Raw genomic sequence first — 14,601 nt, forward strand, 5'->3', positions numbered from 1 at the left:
TCATTTCAGCCAGTAACCGGGCCTTGAATAGATCTTCTTAAGGTGGTCGATGAAAAACCGCACCTTGGCCGGCAGGTGCCTTTGCTGCGGGTACACGGCCAGGATGTCGTAGGCGGGCAGGGCGTAGTCGTCGAGCACGGTCACCAGCTCACCACGCTGCAGCTGCGCCTGTATCTCCCAGGTGCTGCGCCAGCCCAGGCCCATGCCTTCGCTCACCCAGCGATGCAGCAGCTCGCCGTCGTTGCAATCCAGGTTGCCGTCCACGCGCACTGTCACCGTCTTGCCGCCGTCCTGGAAATACCAGCCGCGTTGCTGACCCCCTTGCAAGTTGAAGGCCAGGCAGTTGTGGGTCTTCAGGTCGTCCAGCGTCTGCGGTTTGCCGTGCTTGCGGAAGTAGGCCGGTGTGCCGCAGACCACGCGCTGGTTGGTGGCGAGCTTGATCGCCACGAAGTTCGGGTCGATCACGCCGCCGATGCGCAGGCCCAGGTCGTAGCCGTCCCGCACCAGATCGACCACGCGGTCGGTCAGGTTGAATGAGAGCTTCACCGCCGGATTGGCCTTCAGGAACGCCGCCGCGTGCGGCGCCACGTGCAGCCGCCCGAAGGCCGCCGGGGCCGAGACGATCAGGTGACCGCTGGCGCTGTGTTTCTGGGCCGACACGGTGGCCTCGGCCTGCGCCCACTGCGCCAGCAGCGCGCGGCATTCGTCGAGGAAGCTCGCGCCCTGTTCGGTCAGCGCCAGCCGCCGCGTGGAGCGGTGGATCAATTGCGTGCCCAGGCGCTTCTCCAGCGCGTCGATGCGCCGCCCCATCATCACCGGGGTGATGCCCGCGTGCAGCGCGGCTGCGGCCAGGCTGCCGTGTTCCATCACCTGCACGAAGGCTTCGATCTCTTTGTAGCGGTCCATGGCGGCATGTTATCCGGGAGATTCCATACTGGGAGTATCGAATCAAATTACCTCCAGTGGCATTCTCAAAACGGACTGGGCTCCCTAGCATCGGCTGCAGTGATTCAACCCAACCGGAGACAGACATGCCGAAGATGAAGGCCGCGATGGCCGCCGTGCTCGTGATGGAAAAGGAAGGCATCACCCAGGCCTTCGGTGTGCCGGGTGCCGCCATCAACCCGCTCTACGCCCAGCTGCGCGAGCGTCAGACGATTGCCCATGTGCTGGCGCGCCATGTGGAGGGCGCCTCGCACATGGCCGAGGGCTACACGCGGGCACGCGCCGGCAACATCGGCGTGTGCATCGGCACCAGCGGCCCGGCCGGCACCGACATGATCACCGGCCTGTATTCGGCCGGCGCCGATTCGATACCGATCCTCTGTATCACCGGCCAGGCGCCGCGCGCCCGGCTCTACAAGGAAGACTTCCAGGCGGTGGACATCGAAGCCATCAGCAAGCCGGTCACCAAATGGAGCGTGACGGTGCGCGAGCCCGCGCTCGTGCCCCGCGTGTTCCAGCAGGCTTTCCATCTCATGCGCTCGGGTCGCCCGGGCCCGGTGCTGATCGACCTGCCGATCGACGTGCAGATGGCCGAGATCGAGTTCGACATCGACACCTACGAACCGCTCCCGGTCTACAAACCCGCGGCCACGCGCAAGCAAATCGAGAAGGCGCTGGACATGCTGACCGCTGCCGAGAAACCGCTGATCGTGGCCGGCGGCGGCATCATCAACGCCGATGCGTCCGAGCTGCTGGTGGAGCTGGCCGAACTCACCGGCGTGCCGGTGATCCCCACGCTCATGTCCTGGGGCACGATCCCCGACGACCACCCGCTCATGGCCGGCATGTGCGGCCTGCAGACCAGCCACCGCTACGGCAATGCGACCATGCTGGCGAGCGACTTCGTGCTCGGCATCGGCAACCGCTGGGCCAACCGCCACACCGGCTCAGTCGAGGTCTACACCCAGGGTCGCACGTTTGTGCACGTGGACATCGAACCGACCCAGATCGGCCGCGTGTTCAACCCGGATCTGGGCATCGTGTCCGACGCGAAGATCGCGCTCGAGCTCTTCGTGCAGGTGGCGCGCGAGCGCCAGGCCGCCGGGCAGCTGAAAGACTTCGGCTCCTGGGCCGTCCGCTGCGCCGAGCGCAAGAAGCTCATGCAGCGCAAGACACATTTCGACAACGTGCCCATCAAGCCGCAGCGGGTCTACGAAGAAATGAACGCCGCCTTCGGCCGCGACACGGTCTACGTGTCCACCATCGGCCTGTCGCAGATCGCCGGGGCGCAGTTCCTGCACGTCTACGGCCCGCGCCAGTGGATCAACTGCGGCCAGGCCGGCCCGCTGGGCTGGACGATTCCCGCTGCGCTCGGCGTGGCCGCGGCCGACCCGACCAAAACCGTGGTCGGCCTCTCGGGCGACTACGACTTCCAGTTCCTGGTGGAAGAACTCGCGGTCGGTGCGCAGTTCCGCATTCCCTATGTGCAGGTGCTGGTGAACAACAGCTACCTCGGCCTGATCCGCCAGAGCCAGCGCGGCTTCGACATGGACTACTGCGTGCAGCTGGCCTTTGAGAACCAGAACGTGGACGACCCCACGCTCAAGGGCTACGGCGTGGACCACCAGGCCGTCGTCGAGGGCCTGGGCTGCAAGGCGCTGCGCGTCTCCGATCCGGCCAAAATCCAGGGCGCCCTGCGCGAGGCGCAGGTGATGGCGCGCAAGTACAGTGTGCCGGTGGTCGTGGAGGTGATCCTGGAGAAAGTGACCAACATCGCCATGGGCACCGAGATCAACGCCATCAACGAGTTTGAAGACATTGAATGCCTGCACCCCGAGGGCCGCGAAGGGCTCATCGCTGCTGGATTATTGGAATGACACCCCCGCCGCGCTGCGCGCGACCCCCTCAAGGGGGCGACACTGGTCGTCCGGCAAAGCCGGCCCGTCGGTGTCTCTCGACGGGATCGCCTCATGCGGTTCAGGTCTCGCTCCGGTTTCACTGATGACTGAAAGAACAGAACATGCCACGTTTCGCCGCCAACCTCTCCATGCTCTGGAACGAGCTGCCCTTCCTCGACCGCTTCGCCGCCGCATCGAAAGCGGGCTTCAAGGCGGTGGAGTTCCTGTTCCCCTACGACCATCCAGCCGAGACCATCGCCCAGCTGTTGAAGCAGCACGGGCTGGAACTTGTGCTGCACAACCTGCCCCCCGGCGACTGGGCCGCGGGCGAACGCGGCATCGCCTGCATCCCCGGGCGCGAGGACGAGTTCCGTGCCGGCGTGGTGAAGGCCGCCGAATACGCGCCTGTGATCGGCGTGCAGCGCTGGCACTGCATGGCCGGGCTCATGCCCGCCGGCGTGAGCGAAGCGCAGGCCCGCGCCACCTGGGTGGGCAATGTGCGCTACGCCGCGGCCGAGGCGAAGAAGCTCGGCATCCCGCTGCTGATCGAGCCCATCAACACCTTCGACATGCCGGGCTACTTCGTCAACCGCCCGCGCCAGGCCATCGCGCTGATGGATGAGGTTGGCGCCGACAACGTGTTCCTGCAGTACGACATCTACCACGCGCAGCGCATGGAAGGCGAGCTGTGCAACACCATCCAGGACCTGTTGCCGCGCATTGCCCACATGCAGCTGGCCGATACGCCCGGCCGCCACGAACCGGGCACCGGCGAGATCAACTACCGCTTCCTGTTTCACTGCGTCGACGCCCTGGGCTATCGCGGCTGGATCGGCTGCGAATACAAACCCAAGGACTCATCGCCCGGCGGCACCGATCGGGGCCTGGGCTGGATGACCTGCCACGACGCGGCTGTCTGAGTCCGCGCAAAACCCCCGCACAAAGGAGACCAAGAATGACCAAGAGCGGCACCCAAGTCGGCTTCATCGGCCTGGGCATCATGGGCACGCCCATGGCGCTGAACCTCATCCAGGCCGGGCACCAGCTGTTCGTCAGCAGCCGCAGCAAGGTCCCCGCCGAGCTGGCCGAGCAGGGCGCGACCGTCTGCACCAACGCCACCGAGGTGGCCAAGCGGGCCGACATCATCATCACCATGGTGCCCGACACGCCACACGTGGAAGACGTGCTGTTCGGCGAGAACGGCGTGGCCAAGGGACTCAGCGCGGGCAAGACCGTGGTGGACATGAGTTCCATCAGCCCCATGGCCACCAAACAGTTCGCGCAGCAGATCAACGCCCTGGGCTGCGACTACCTGGACGCACCGGTCAGCGGTGGCGAGGTGGGCGCCAAGGCCGGCAGCTTGACCATCATGGTCGGCGGGCCAGAGGCAGCGTTTGAGCGCGTCAGGCCGCTGTTCGAAGCCATGGGCAAGAACATCACGCTGGTGGGCGGCAACGGCGACGGCCAGACCACCAAGGTCGCCAACCAGATCATCGTGGCGCTCAACATCGAGGCCGTGGCCGAAGCCCTGCTGTTCGCCAGCAAGGCGGGCGCCGACCCGGCCAAGGTGCGCCAGGCGCTGATGGGCGGCTTCGCGGCCAGCCGCATCCTGGAGGTGCACGGCGAGCGCATGGTCAAGCGCACGTTCAACCCGGGCTTTCGCATCGAGCTGCACCAGAAGGACCTGAACCTCGCGCTGCAGGGCGCGAAGGAGCTGGGCGTGAGCCTGCCGAACACGGCCAGCGCGGCCCAGCTGATGCAGAGTTGTGCGGCGCACGGTTGGGCGGGGCTGGACCATTCGGCGTTGTGCCGCTCGCTCGAACTCATGGCCAACCACCCGATCGCGCCCACCCCCGCCGCCTGAAGCGCCTTCGCTCCCTCCCCCGCTGGGGAAGGGCAGGGGTGGGGCCACGAGCGCCACCGTTTCGCTTCGACCGGTAGGATGGGCTGGCGGAGAGTCCCCATCCCCGCCTTCCCCCAGCGGTGGAAGGGGCAAGGCTCCCCAACGCCTACGTAACAACACGGCAGCCAGGCGCCGGTCATTTCTCTACACTTCCCGTCCATGACCGAAGCCACACCCCCCACCGTCCCCAGCCTGGCCAACCCCAGCGCCCTGCTGCGCCACCTGTACGACGTGGCGGTGCAGCGCGCCCTGCCGCTGCACAACACCGCCGCCCAGCTGCCGCCGCCGCCCAAGGGCCGCACCCTGGTGCTCGGCGCCGGCAAGGCCGGTGGCGCGATGGCGCAGGCGGTCGAAGGGCTGTGGCCCGCCGACGCCCCGCTGTCGGGCCTGGTGGTCACGCGCTACCACCACGTCCCCCCGCGCCCCGAAGGTCTGCCGCAACGCATCGAGGTGGTCGAAGCCTCGCACCCCGTTCCCGATGCCGCCGGGTTGGAAGCCGCTCAGCGCATCCTGAAACTCAGCGAGGGCCTGACCGCCGACGACCTCGTGTTGTGCCTGATCTCGGGCGGCGGTTCGTCGCTGCTCACGCTCCCCTGCGAAGGCCTCACACTCAGAGACAAGCAGCGCATCAACCGCCAGCTGCTGGAGAGCGGCGCGCACATCGGCGAGATGAACACCGTGCGCAAGCACCTGTCCGCCATCAAGGGCGGGCGCCTCGCGGCGGCCTGCGCGCCGGCGCGCGTGGTTACGCTCACCATCAGCGACGTGCCGGGTGACGACGTGAGCGTGATCGCCAGCGGCCCCACCGTGGCCGACGCGTCCACCTGCGCCGAGGCGCTGGACATCCTGCGCCGCTACGCCATCGAGGTGCCGCCCGCCGTGCGCGCGCAGCTGGAAAGCGGCGCGCTGGAAACGCCCAAACCCGGCGACCCGCGGCTGGCCGGCATTCAAACCCACCTGATCGCCACGCCCCAACAAAGCCTGGACGCCGCTGCAGATGCGGCCCGCGCCTTGGGCCTGAACGTGGTCGTGCTCAGCGACGAGATCGAAGGCGAGTCGCGCGAAGTCGGCAAGGTGCACGCCGCGCTCGCGCGCTCCACGGCGCTCGGCCGCAGCAGCTTCGCCAAACCCTGCGTCATCCTCAGCGGCGGCGAAACCACCGTCACGGTGCGCCCGCGCGCCGAAGGCCAGAAGAAAGGCCGCGGTGGCCGGGCCGGCGAGTTCTGTCTGGGTCTGGCCCAGGCGCTGGGCGGGCAGGCCGGTGTGTGGGCGCTTGCGGCCGACACCGACGGCATCGACGGCGTGGAAGACAACGCCGGCGCGCTGGTCACGCCCGACACCCTGGCCCGCGCCGCCGCGCTGGGCCTGAAGATCACGGACCACCTGGCCCGCAACGACGCCTACGGCTATTTCGAGCCGCTCGGCGATCTGGTCATCACCGGCCCCACGCACACCAACGTGAACGATTTCCGCGCCGTGCTGGTGGTCTGAGGGGCATGTCGGCGTGCACGTTTGTGCATGAAAAGTTTCTTGTTTGTGCACGATATGATGCGCGCATGCACACAGACATCCCCCTTGAGCGCCGCGATCTGATCGCCCAACGCCTGGCCCAGGGCCAGCCCGTGGTGGCCGCTGCGCTGGCCACTGAATTCCAGGTGTCGGAAGACGCCATCCGGCGCGATCTGCGCGCGCTGGCCGCCGAAGGGCGCTGCCGCCGCGTCTACGGTGGCGCGCTGCCGCCCCTGCCCGGTGCGTTGCCGATGGCGGTGCGCATGGACGCCGGCCGCGAACGCAAGGCCGCGCTGGCGCGGGCGGCGGTCGCCGTCATCGAGCCCGGCGAATTCCTCTTTCTGGACAGCGGCAGCACCAACCTGGCGCTGGCCGCCTGCCTGCCCGAGGACCATGCCCTCACCGTGGCCACCAACTCGGTGGACATCGCCGCCGCCCTGCTGCGCCGCCAGGACGTGCAGCTCATCATGGTTGGCGGCGCCGTGGACCCGCTGGTGGGCGGCTGCGTCGACGCCACCGCGGTGCTGGCCGTCGGCCAGATGAACATCCAGCGTTGCTTCCTCGGCGCCTGCGCGGTCACGGTCGAAGCCGGCATCTGCACTGTCGATGCCGGCGATGCCGCTTTCAAACGCGCCTTGCGCGCGGCCAGCCGCCGCTGTGTCGCCATGGCCACCAACGACAAGCTGGGTCTGCAGCTGCCATACCGTGTCACGCCCATCCGCGAGATCGATCACCTCGTGGTCGAACACGACGCCGACTTCCAGACCCTCAAGGCGCTGGCGAAGCAGGGCACGCAGGTGCTCAAAGCCGCCCGCCCGGCGGCGCCGGGGTAGGCCGGTGAATCGTTTCTAATAGTGGCCTGGCCGCCGGCGAAACCGCCGGACCGGCGCCAGCCCCCCGTTCGGGCCGGCAAATCCCCTGTTTTCCTCCACGCTCAGGCGCCCTGCGGGGCGCTGCGGACCGTTTTGCGCAGTTCTTTCTTCCACACCCCAACCACCGCCCTGGTGCGCCAGCTTGCGGGCTTTCTGCCCGCGGGGGCGGTTGCGCCCGGTGACGCGGCGCGGCAGGACGTGGCCGAGCGCCTGGGGCAGTGGCTCAACGTGGCCGACGCCATCAGCCTGAGTTCGGCGCACGCGGCCATCGCCGCCGCCGGGCGGCAGGCCGCCCGCACCCCCGGCCAGCAGGCCACCAGCGCCGAAACGCTTCAGGCCGAGCTGGAGCGCGTGCGCGCCGTGCTCAGCCAGTCCATCACCACACGCGACACGCGCCACCAGCCCGACCCGGACGACCTCGACACCGAGTTCGCCTTCTGCCTGCAGCGCTACCAGGACCAGCAGCGCCGCCTGGAGATGAGCGTGGACGCGCTGCGAGAACACGTGCGCCAGACCCTGGCCAAAGGCCCCCCCCGCCTAGCCCAGCTCGCTGCGCTCGACGCGGTGCTGGGCGAGATGCTTGGCGGGCGCGAGCAGCGCCTGTTGAACAACGTGCCTGCTTTTTTGAAGCTGCGGTTCACCGAACTGCGCCGCCAGCCGTTGAGCGCCGAAAACAACTGGCTGGCCACCTTCAACACCGAACTGGAGCAGACCCTGCTCGCCGAGCTGGAGCACCGCCTGCAACCGGTCGCCGGAATGATCGAAGCCATTTCCCATGAGCCCTGAAGCCACCTCCATGAACCGATCTACCAACGTTCCCCTGCTCATCGGCGCCTTCCTGCTCGGCCTCTTCGCCATCGCCTGGGTGGGCGTCGGCTTCATCGGCACCAGCAGCTGGCTCGCCCTGGGCATGACGGTGGCCATCGCCGTCGCCTACCTGGTGGGCGCACTCGAAATCCGCCGCTTCCGCAGCGCCAGCACCGGCCTGGCCCAGGCGCTCGCCCACATTCCGCAGCCGCTGAACAACCTCGCCGACTGGCTCGCCCGCGTGCCCGCGCCGCTGCAGAACGCCGTGCGCCAGCGCGTCGAAAGCGGGCGCGGCGCGCTGCCCGGCCTGTCGCTCACGCCCTACCTCATCGGTCTGCTGGTCATGCTCGGCATGCTCGGCACCTTCCTCGGCATGGTGGTCACCTTCAAGGGCGCCGTGTTCGCGCTCGAAGGCTCGGCCGATCTGGGCGCCATCCGTGGCGCGCTCGCTGCGCCCATCAAGGGCCTGGGCATTTCCTTCGGCACCTCGGTCGCGGGTGTGGCCAGCTCGGCCATGCTGGGCCTCATGTCGGCCATCGCCCGCCGCGAGCGCATGGATGTGGCCCGCGCGCTGGAACAACACACCGCCGGCGCGCTGCGCCCCTTCACCGCCGCCTTCATCGCCGCAGAGAACCGCGACCACACCTTCGCCGCCCTGCAGCGCCAGGCCGACGCGCTGCCCCAGGTCGTCACGCAGCTGCAGGCGCTGATGGAGCAGGTGGAGCGCCGCCACCAGCAGCTGGATGAACAGCTCAGCGCGCGGCAGGACCAGTTCCACCGCGAAGCCGCCGCCGCGTACACCGGCCTCGGCCAGTCGGTGGCGCAGACGCTCAACGACAGCCTGTCGTCGAGCGCCCGCGTGGCCAGCGACAGCATCAAGCCCGTGGTGGAAAACGCCATGGCCGCCATCGCACAAGAGTCCACCCGCCTGCACGAGCGCGTGAGCGCGGCGGTGCAGACGCAGCTGACCGGCCTGTCCACCCAGTTCGCCGCCACCACCGGCAGCGTGGCCGAAGGCTGGCAGTCCGCCCTGCAGAACCACGCCCGCACCAGCGAGCAACTGGTGAGCGGCCTGGGGCAGGCGCTGGATCAGTTCAACACCAGCTTCGAAGCCCGCGCCGCCCAGCTGCTGGCCAACGTGCAGCAGGCCACGGCGCAACAACACAGCGAGCAGGCCCAGGCCGAAGCGCAGAAGCTGGCCGCTTGGACCACCGCGCTGCAAGGCATGGCCAGCGGCCTGCAGGCCGAATGGCAGCAGGTGGGCGCGCACCACCTCGCGCAGCAGCAGGCCGTGTGCCAGACGCTGGAGCACACTGCCAGCGCCCTGCAGCAGAGCGCCAGCGAACAGGCCACACGCAGCATGGAGAGCGTGGCCCGCCTGCTGGCGCAAAGCGAAGCGCTGGTGTTGGCCCGCACCGAGTCGGAAGCGCAATGGACGCAACAACACGGCCAGCGCATGGATCAGCTGGCCGCCCTCTGGCGCAGCGAACTCAGCGCCCTGCGCGCGGAGGAAAGCATGCACCTGCAAGCCCTGCGCAGCGAAGAAGCCGCGCGCGGCCAGGCCGCGGTGGAGCGTCTTGCCAGCCTGCAAACCGAGCTGGCCACGCAGCTGCAAGCCCTGCGCGCCGACGAAGCGAGCCGCCAGCAGACCACCGCCGAACAAGCCGCCGCGCTGCACAGCACCATCAGCACCCAGCTGCAAACCTTGCGCACCGAAGAAGCCACCCACCTGCAGACCCTGCGCAGCGAAGAAGCCGCGCGCGGCCAGGCCGCGGTGCAGCGCCTCGGCGAGCTGCAGGTCGCCGTCACACAGCACCTCGCCACGCTCGGCACTTCGCTCGAAGCGCCCATGTCGCGCCTGCTCGAAACGGCTTCCGAAGCGCCCAAGGCAGCGGCCGAAGTCATTGGCCAACTGCGCGGCGAAATGAGCCGCCTCACCGAGCGCGACAACCTCGCCCTGCAGGAGCGCACCGAGCTGGTGGCCCACATCAGCAGCCTGCTGCAGAACGTGCAGCAGACCACCGGCGAGCAGCGCGCCGCCATCGAATCGCTGGTCGCTTCCGCCACCACCGTGCTCAACCAGACCGGCGCGCAGTTCGCGCAGACCCTGGGCGCGCAGGCGGGCCGGGCCGACGAGCAGACCGCGCAGATGGCCACCAGCGCCGCCGAACTTGCCGCGCTCGGCCAGGCCTTCCAGCAGGGCGTGGCACTGTTCAGCAGCACCAATGAAAAGCTGGTGGACGGCCTGCAGCGCGTCGAAGGCGCCATTGGCCAGCACATGGCGCGCAGCGACGAGCAGCTTGCCTACTACGTGGCGCAGGCGCGTGAGGTGATCGACCTCAGCATCAGCGCGCAGCAAGGCATCGTGGAAGACATGCGCCAGCTGCGCGCCAGCAAGCCCGTGGCCGCCAAAGCCGCCGCGCCCGCTGCACCTTCCGCGCAAGGAGCCGCGTGATGAGCGCCGCACGGCCGTTCCGAAGGCGCTCAGCCCCGCAGTGCGCAGCACGGAGGGTGGTCCGATGAGCAGCAGCGTGGACGACACCGCCATCGACGACGGCCTGGGTGAGACCGCGCCCGTCTGGGCCGTGTTTGGCGACCTCATGTCCGGCGTGGTCGGCGCGTTCGTGCTCATCCTCATCGGCGTGCTGCTGGTGCAGATGGACCTGGTGAGCAGCCTGCAGTCCGAGATCGCCAAACGCCAGCAGGAAGAAGCCCGCCGCATGGCGCTGGAAAAAGCGCTCGCCATCCCGCTGCAGAGTGGCCGCGTCACGCTCAACAACGGTCGCATCGGCATCAGCGGCAGCGTGCTGTTCGACTTCAACTCGGATGAATTGCGCCCCGAAGGCCAGCAACTGCTCAAGAGCCTGGTGCCGCCGCTGGAGGTGTACCTCGGCGAGCGCGACGAGATGCTCATGGTGAGCGGTTTCACCGACGACAAGCCCATCATCCAGGGCCCCCACCAGCGCTTCGAAGACAACCTGGAACTCTCGGCCCAGCGCGCGCTCACCGTGACCCGCACGCTCGTCAAAGAAGGCATGCCGCGCCAGCGCGTGTTCAGCGCCGCCTTCGGCGCCGAACAGCCCGTGGCCAGCAACGCCGATGAAAAGGGCAGAGCGCTCAACCGCCGCGTGGAAATGGCCCCCGTGCCCCGCGCCGCGCCCACGCCGAGCACGGCCGCGCCCGTGGCTGCCACCGCCAAGCCATGAACACCCGCGGCGATCCTGATCGTCTCCCTCCCCCTCTGGGGGAGGGCAGGGGTGGGGGCGGGCGTTCGGGTGCATCGCCGGCGCGCATCCCCCATCCCAGCCTTCCTCCAAAGGGGGAAGGAGCCAGCCCAGCGCAGCGGGCTGCACCCTCCCTTCTCGCAGCCCTCAACGCCCACATCGCCCAGGCCAGCCAGGCCGCGGCAGGTGGCCCCAAATCAAACGGCGACAAGTGGCCCGAACTGCGCAGCGCCCAGCGCTTCCGCGAAACCTGGGAGCGCCTGGGTGCCGAAGACGCCGTGGTGAAGGCCACGCACCGCGCACCCGAAAACGCCGGCCCGCTCAACTCCCACATGCTCGTGCTGCGCACCCTCGGCCTGATGCGCGAACTCTCGCCGCACTACCTGCGGCGCTTCCTCTCCCACACGGAAACCCTGCTCTGGCTGGAGCAGGCACAGGGGCAGCTCAAGGCGCCGGTGGGCAAGGGCAAGGCGGTGAAGGCGGCTCGACAGAAGAAGTGAAGACGCCGGCCATGGCGGCTCGGAAAGCCCATGGGGCTGGTGCAAGAACAAGTGGGGGCGTATCGTGTCAACCCCCGCCGTGCAGCACACAGGAGAACCCCCATGTCTTACATCGATGGTTTCGTGATCGCGGTCCCGACCGGGAAACAGCAGCAGTTCATCGCCCACGCCAACACGGTTGACAGCGCCTTCATCGATCACGGCGCGACGCGGGTGGTTGAGTGCTGGGGGGCCGATGTGCCCAAAGGCCAGACCACCGACTTCCAGGGCGCGGTGGCGGCGCAGGACGACGAGACGGTGGCGTTCTCGTGGATCGAGTGGCCCGACAAAGCCACGCGCGACGGCGTGATGGGCCGGATGGCCGAACTGGCCAAGACCGACGAGCGCTGCGACCCGGCGAAGAACCCGATGCCGTTCGACGGCAAGCGGATGATCTACGGCGGCTTCGAGCCGATCGTCGAACAAGGCGAGGCGGCCACCGACAGCTACGTCCAGGGCTTCGTCATCCCGGTGCCGACGGGCCGGCGCGAGGACTACCGGCAGGTGGCCGAAGAGGCGTGGGTGTTGTTCAAGGAATACGGTGCGCTGCGCGTGGTCGAAGCCTGGGGCGACGATGTGCCCGATGGCAAGCTCACCGACTTTCGCCGCGCCGTGAAGGCCGAGCCGGGCGAGAACATCGTGTTCTCGTTCATGGAATGGCCGTCGCGCGAAGTCTGCGACGCCGCGCAAGAAAAGATCATGAAAGACGATCGCATGAAGCCGCCCGAGGGCATGGACTGGCCGTTCGACGGCAAGCGCATGATTTTTGCCGGGTTCACCCCGGTCGTGACACTGGAGCAATGACATGAGCAACGCGAAGGGCGATTTCATCTGGTACGAATTGCTGACCACCGACGCCGACGCCGCGCAGCGCTTCTATGGCGATGTCGTCGGCTGGACGGCGAGCGACAGCGGCCAGCCGGGCATGGACTACCGCATCCTCGACGCCGGTGACGGCCAGGCGGGCGGCCTGATGCAGATCAACGAACAGATGCCCGGTGCGAAGCCGGTCTGGCTCGGCTATGTCGGGGTGCCCGACGTCGACGCCGCGGTCGCCGACTGGACCGCAGCCGGCGGCAGCGTGCAGATGCCCATGATGGACATCCCGAAGGTGGGGCGGATCGCGATGCTCGCCGATCCGGACGGCGTGCCGCTGTACGTGATGCGCGGCGCAAGCGATGAGGTCAGCACGGCCTTTCGCGTCGCCGATGCGCGCCATGTGCGCTGGAACGAAATCGCCGTGAAGGACGACAAGGCATCACTCGCGTTCTACCAGGTGCGCTTCGGCTGGACGGTGGTCGACACCATGCCGATGGGCGAGCAGGGCGACTACCACCTGCTGGCCGCCAACGGGGTCCGCATGGGCGCATTGATGCGCAGCCCGGTCGGCCAGGAACCGCGCTGGCTCTATTACTTCGGGGTCGAAGATATCGACGCGGCGGTGGAGCAGATCAAGGCGGGCGGCGGCCAGGTGCTCGATGGCCCGCACCAGATCCCTGGCGGCGAATACAGCCTCCATGCGCGCGACCCGCAAGGCGCTGCCTTCGGCCTCGTCGGCCCGCGGATAGCGCCGCGGTGACCGGGCAGCCGCTGCCGGACCCGGCGGCACGCCCGTGAAGAAACAGGCGCTCAGGGGCGAGCGGCAAGCCCGGCGCCGGCCTGAGTGGCGAGCCAGTCCTTGAAGCAAACGGTACCCAGGCGAGGGTTGGCCCCGGGCACGAGCGTGCTGTCCTGGATCTCGGCGCCGAAATAGCGTGCACCTGGCTCGGCAACGACGGTGCGGGGGTCGTGAATGGCCGTCAGGTAGGTTTGCACCAGATCGGACAACCGGAACCGTTCGGGGCCGGCCACCTCGATCACGCCGTTGACGGGTGCCGAGAGGGTCGCTTCGGCCACGGCGGCGGCGATGTCGCCGGATGCAATCGGCTGGATGCTGGCCGGCGAGAGCCTGACCGTCTTGCCGTCAGCCGCTGTGCCCGATTGCGCGATGCCGGCGACGAACTCGAAGAACTGGGTCGATTGCACGATGGTGTACGGCACGCCGCCCTGACGGATCAGCCGTTCTTGCGCGGCCTTGGCCCGGAAGTAGCCGCTTTGCTGGAGCCTGTCGGTGCCCACCACCGAGAGCGCCACGTGGTGCCCGACGCCCGCGGCCCGTTCTGCGGCCAGCAGGTTGCGGCCCGAGGTCTCGAAGAAGGCGAGCACGGCCGCGTCTTCGAACGATGGCGAGTTCGCCACATCAACGACCACCTGAGCGCCCGCCAGCGCATCGGCCAGGCCCTCGCCCGTGAGGGTGTTCACCCCCGACTGCGGTGAGGCCGCCAAGGCCTCGTGTCCACGCGCCTGGAGCAGGGCGACGAGCTTGGAACCGATCAGGCCGGTTCCTCCGATCACAATGATTTTCATGATGAGGTGTCCTGGGTTCAGTTGAGGTTGGCCTTGTCGAGGCCGAAAGCGGCGTCGTACGCCCCGGGCACGGTCTTGAAGGCCACGTTGGCGCGGTTCCATGCATTGATCGACATCACGATGAAGGTCAGGTCCGAGAGCTCCTTCTCGGAAAACTGCGTGCGCACCCGCTCATAGAGTTCGTCGGGCACACCGTGCTCCGGTATGCGGGTCAGCACCTCGGTCCAGGCGAGCGCTGCGCGCTCACGCGGAACGAACAGCGTCGACTCGCGCCAGATCGCCAGATGGTGCAGGCGCAGGGGCCGTTCGCCGTGGATCGTGGCTTGCTTGATGTGCATGTCCACACACAGGCCGCAACCGTTGAGCTGTGAGGCCCGGATCTCGACCAGGTGGCGGATGCCCTCCTCGATGGCGCTGTGGTTCAGTGCAGTGCTGAAGGCGACGAACTTTTTGAAGAATTCGGCGGACTGTTCGGCGTAGTTGATGCGTTGGGTCATG

Annotated in this window: 14 protein-coding genes and 1 pseudogene; 12 read left to right on the forward strand and 3 right to left on the reverse strand. The window is 68.2% G+C overall.

Annotation, left to right across the window (positions count from 1 at the left end; genetic code table 11):
* Nucleotides 1-906, reverse strand: a complete 906-nt coding sequence (locus F3K02_RS14230) for a LysR family transcriptional regulator (RefSeq protein WP_177136271.1) — start codon at nucleotides 904-906, stop codon at nucleotides 1-3.
* Nucleotides 907-1,031: 125 nt separating this feature from the next.
* Between F3K02_RS14230 and gcl the strand changes: the two genes are divergently transcribed.
* The 12 genes and pseudogenes from gcl to F3K02_RS14285 all read left to right on the forward strand — a co-directional run bounded on the left by gcl (nucleotide 1,032) and on the right by F3K02_RS14285 (nucleotide 13,276).
* Nucleotides 1,032-2,822 (forward strand): glyoxylate carboligase, encoded by a 1,791-nt coding sequence (gcl, locus tag F3K02_RS14235; RefSeq protein ID WP_177136272.1) that lies wholly within the window; start codon nucleotides 1,032-1,034, stop codon nucleotides 2,820-2,822.
* 143 nt (nucleotides 2,823-2,965) lie between these two features.
* Complete coding sequence (gene otnI / locus F3K02_RS14240) at nucleotides 2,966-3,763, forward strand: 2-oxo-tetronate isomerase (protein WP_177136273.1); 798 nt, start codon at nucleotides 2,966-2,968, stop codon at nucleotides 3,761-3,763.
* 35 nt (nucleotides 3,764-3,798) lie between these two features.
* Nucleotides 3,799-4,707 carry a 2-hydroxy-3-oxopropionate reductase gene (gene glxR, locus F3K02_RS14245; RefSeq protein ID WP_177136274.1) on the forward strand — a complete coding sequence of 303 codons (909 nt, stop codon included), beginning with the start codon at nucleotides 3,799-3,801 and terminating at the stop codon, nucleotides 4,705-4,707.
* Nucleotides 4,708-4,905: 198 nt separating this feature from the next.
* Complete coding sequence (locus F3K02_RS14250; protein WP_177136275.1) at nucleotides 4,906-6,237, forward strand: glycerate kinase type-2 family protein; 1,332 nt, start codon at nucleotides 4,906-4,908, stop codon at nucleotides 6,235-6,237.
* Nucleotides 6,238-6,302: 65 nt separating this feature from the next.
* Nucleotides 6,303-7,088 carry a DeoR/GlpR family DNA-binding transcription regulator gene (locus F3K02_RS14255; protein ID WP_218179463.1) on the forward strand — a complete coding sequence of 262 codons (786 nt, stop codon included), beginning with the start codon at nucleotides 6,303-6,305 and terminating at the stop codon, nucleotides 7,086-7,088.
* Between the two features lie 132 nt (nucleotides 7,089-7,220).
* Complete coding sequence (locus tag F3K02_RS14260; protein ID WP_177136276.1) at nucleotides 7,221-7,913, forward strand: DUF3348 family protein; 693 nt, start codon at nucleotides 7,221-7,223, stop codon at nucleotides 7,911-7,913.
* Nucleotides 7,914-7,923: 10 nt separating this feature from the next.
* Nucleotides 7,924-10,389 carry a DUF802 domain-containing protein gene (locus tag F3K02_RS14265; RefSeq protein WP_177136277.1) on the forward strand — a complete coding sequence of 822 codons (2,466 nt, stop codon included), beginning with the start codon at nucleotides 7,924-7,926 and terminating at the stop codon, nucleotides 10,387-10,389.
* A 64-nt stretch (nucleotides 10,390-10,453) separates the two neighbouring features.
* Nucleotides 10,454-11,140 carry an OmpA family protein gene (locus tag F3K02_RS14270; protein WP_177136278.1) on the forward strand — a complete coding sequence of 229 codons (687 nt, stop codon included), beginning with the start codon at nucleotides 10,454-10,456 and terminating at the stop codon, nucleotides 11,138-11,140.
* A complete protein-coding gene (locus F3K02_RS14275) occupies nucleotides 11,137-11,658 on the forward strand; it encodes a DUF2894 domain-containing protein (RefSeq protein WP_177136279.1) in 522 nt (173 codons plus the stop codon). The genes F3K02_RS14270 and F3K02_RS14275 overlap by 4 nt, the downstream gene beginning before the upstream one ends.
* A gap of 102 nt (nucleotides 11,659-11,760) precedes the next feature.
* Nucleotides 11,761-12,120: pseudogene (locus tag F3K02_RS27530) on the forward strand (DUF1428 domain-containing protein); the annotation flags it as partial.
* Nucleotides 12,112-12,501 carry a DUF1428 domain-containing protein gene (locus tag F3K02_RS27305; protein WP_343067094.1) on the forward strand — a complete coding sequence of 130 codons (390 nt, stop codon included), beginning with the start codon at nucleotides 12,112-12,114 and terminating at the stop codon, nucleotides 12,499-12,501. The pseudogene F3K02_RS27530 and the gene F3K02_RS27305, both read left to right, overlap by 9 nt.
* 1 nt (nucleotide 12,502) lies before the next feature.
* Nucleotides 12,503-13,276, forward strand: coding sequence for a VOC family protein (locus tag F3K02_RS14285; protein WP_177136281.1), 774 nt, complete (start codon nucleotides 12,503-12,505; stop codon nucleotides 13,274-13,276).
* 50 nt (nucleotides 13,277-13,326) lie between these two features.
* Here F3K02_RS14285 and F3K02_RS14290 read toward each other — a convergent pair whose 3' ends face one another.
* Nucleotides 13,327-14,103: an SDR family oxidoreductase gene (locus tag F3K02_RS14290; protein ID WP_177136282.1), complete on the reverse strand. Its 777-nt coding sequence runs from the start codon at nucleotides 14,101-14,103 to the stop codon at nucleotides 13,327-13,329.
* Between the two features lie 17 nt (nucleotides 14,104-14,120).
* Nucleotides 14,121-14,600 (reverse strand): carboxymuconolactone decarboxylase family protein, encoded by a 480-nt coding sequence (locus F3K02_RS14295; protein WP_177136283.1) that lies wholly within the window; start codon nucleotides 14,598-14,600, stop codon nucleotides 14,121-14,123.
* Nucleotide 14,601: the final 1 nt, after the last annotated feature.

The organism is Hydrogenophaga aromaticivorans (assembly GCF_013387465.1).
GTDB classification, from domain to species: domain Bacteria; phylum Pseudomonadota; class Gammaproteobacteria; order Burkholderiales; family Burkholderiaceae_C; genus Hydrogenophaga; species Hydrogenophaga aromaticivorans.

Excerpts from the sequence above, each read along its gene's own strand:
- F3K02_RS14230 (WP_177136271.1), bottom strand. The coding sequence starts at position 906 with ATGGACCGCTACAAAGAGATCGAAGCCTTCGTGCAGGTGATGGAACAC.
- gcl (WP_177136272.1), top strand. The coding sequence starts at position 1,032 with ATGCCGAAGATGAAGGCCGCGATGGCCGCCGTGCTCGTGATGGAAAAG.
- F3K02_RS14275 (WP_177136279.1), top strand. The coding sequence starts at position 11,137 with ATGAACACCCGCGGCGATCCTGATCGTCTCCCTCCCCCTCTGGGGGAG.
- F3K02_RS14290 (WP_177136282.1), bottom strand. The coding sequence starts at position 14,103 with ATGAAAATCATTGTGATCGGAGGAACCGGCCTGATCGGTTCCAAGCTC.
- F3K02_RS14265 (WP_177136277.1), top strand. The coding sequence starts at position 7,924 with ATGAACCGATCTACCAACGTTCCCCTGCTCATCGGCGCCTTCCTGCTC.
- F3K02_RS14285 (WP_177136281.1), top strand. The coding sequence starts at position 12,503 with ATGAGCAACGCGAAGGGCGATTTCATCTGGTACGAATTGCTGACCACC.
- glxR (WP_177136274.1), top strand. The coding sequence starts at position 3,799 with ATGACCAAGAGCGGCACCCAAGTCGGCTTCATCGGCCTGGGCATCATG.
- otnI (WP_177136273.1), top strand. The coding sequence starts at position 2,966 with ATGCCACGTTTCGCCGCCAACCTCTCCATGCTCTGGAACGAGCTGCCC.
- F3K02_RS14295 (WP_177136283.1), bottom strand. The coding sequence starts at position 14,600 with ATGACCCAACGCATCAACTACGCCGAACAGTCCGCCGAATTCTTCAAA.
- F3K02_RS14270 (WP_177136278.1), top strand. The coding sequence starts at position 10,454 with ATGAGCAGCAGCGTGGACGACACCGCCATCGACGACGGCCTGGGTGAG.
- F3K02_RS14250 (WP_177136275.1), top strand. The coding sequence starts at position 4,906 with ATGACCGAAGCCACACCCCCCACCGTCCCCAGCCTGGCCAACCCCAGC.
- F3K02_RS14255 (WP_218179463.1), top strand. The coding sequence starts at position 6,303 with ATGCACACAGACATCCCCCTTGAGCGCCGCGATCTGATCGCCCAACGC.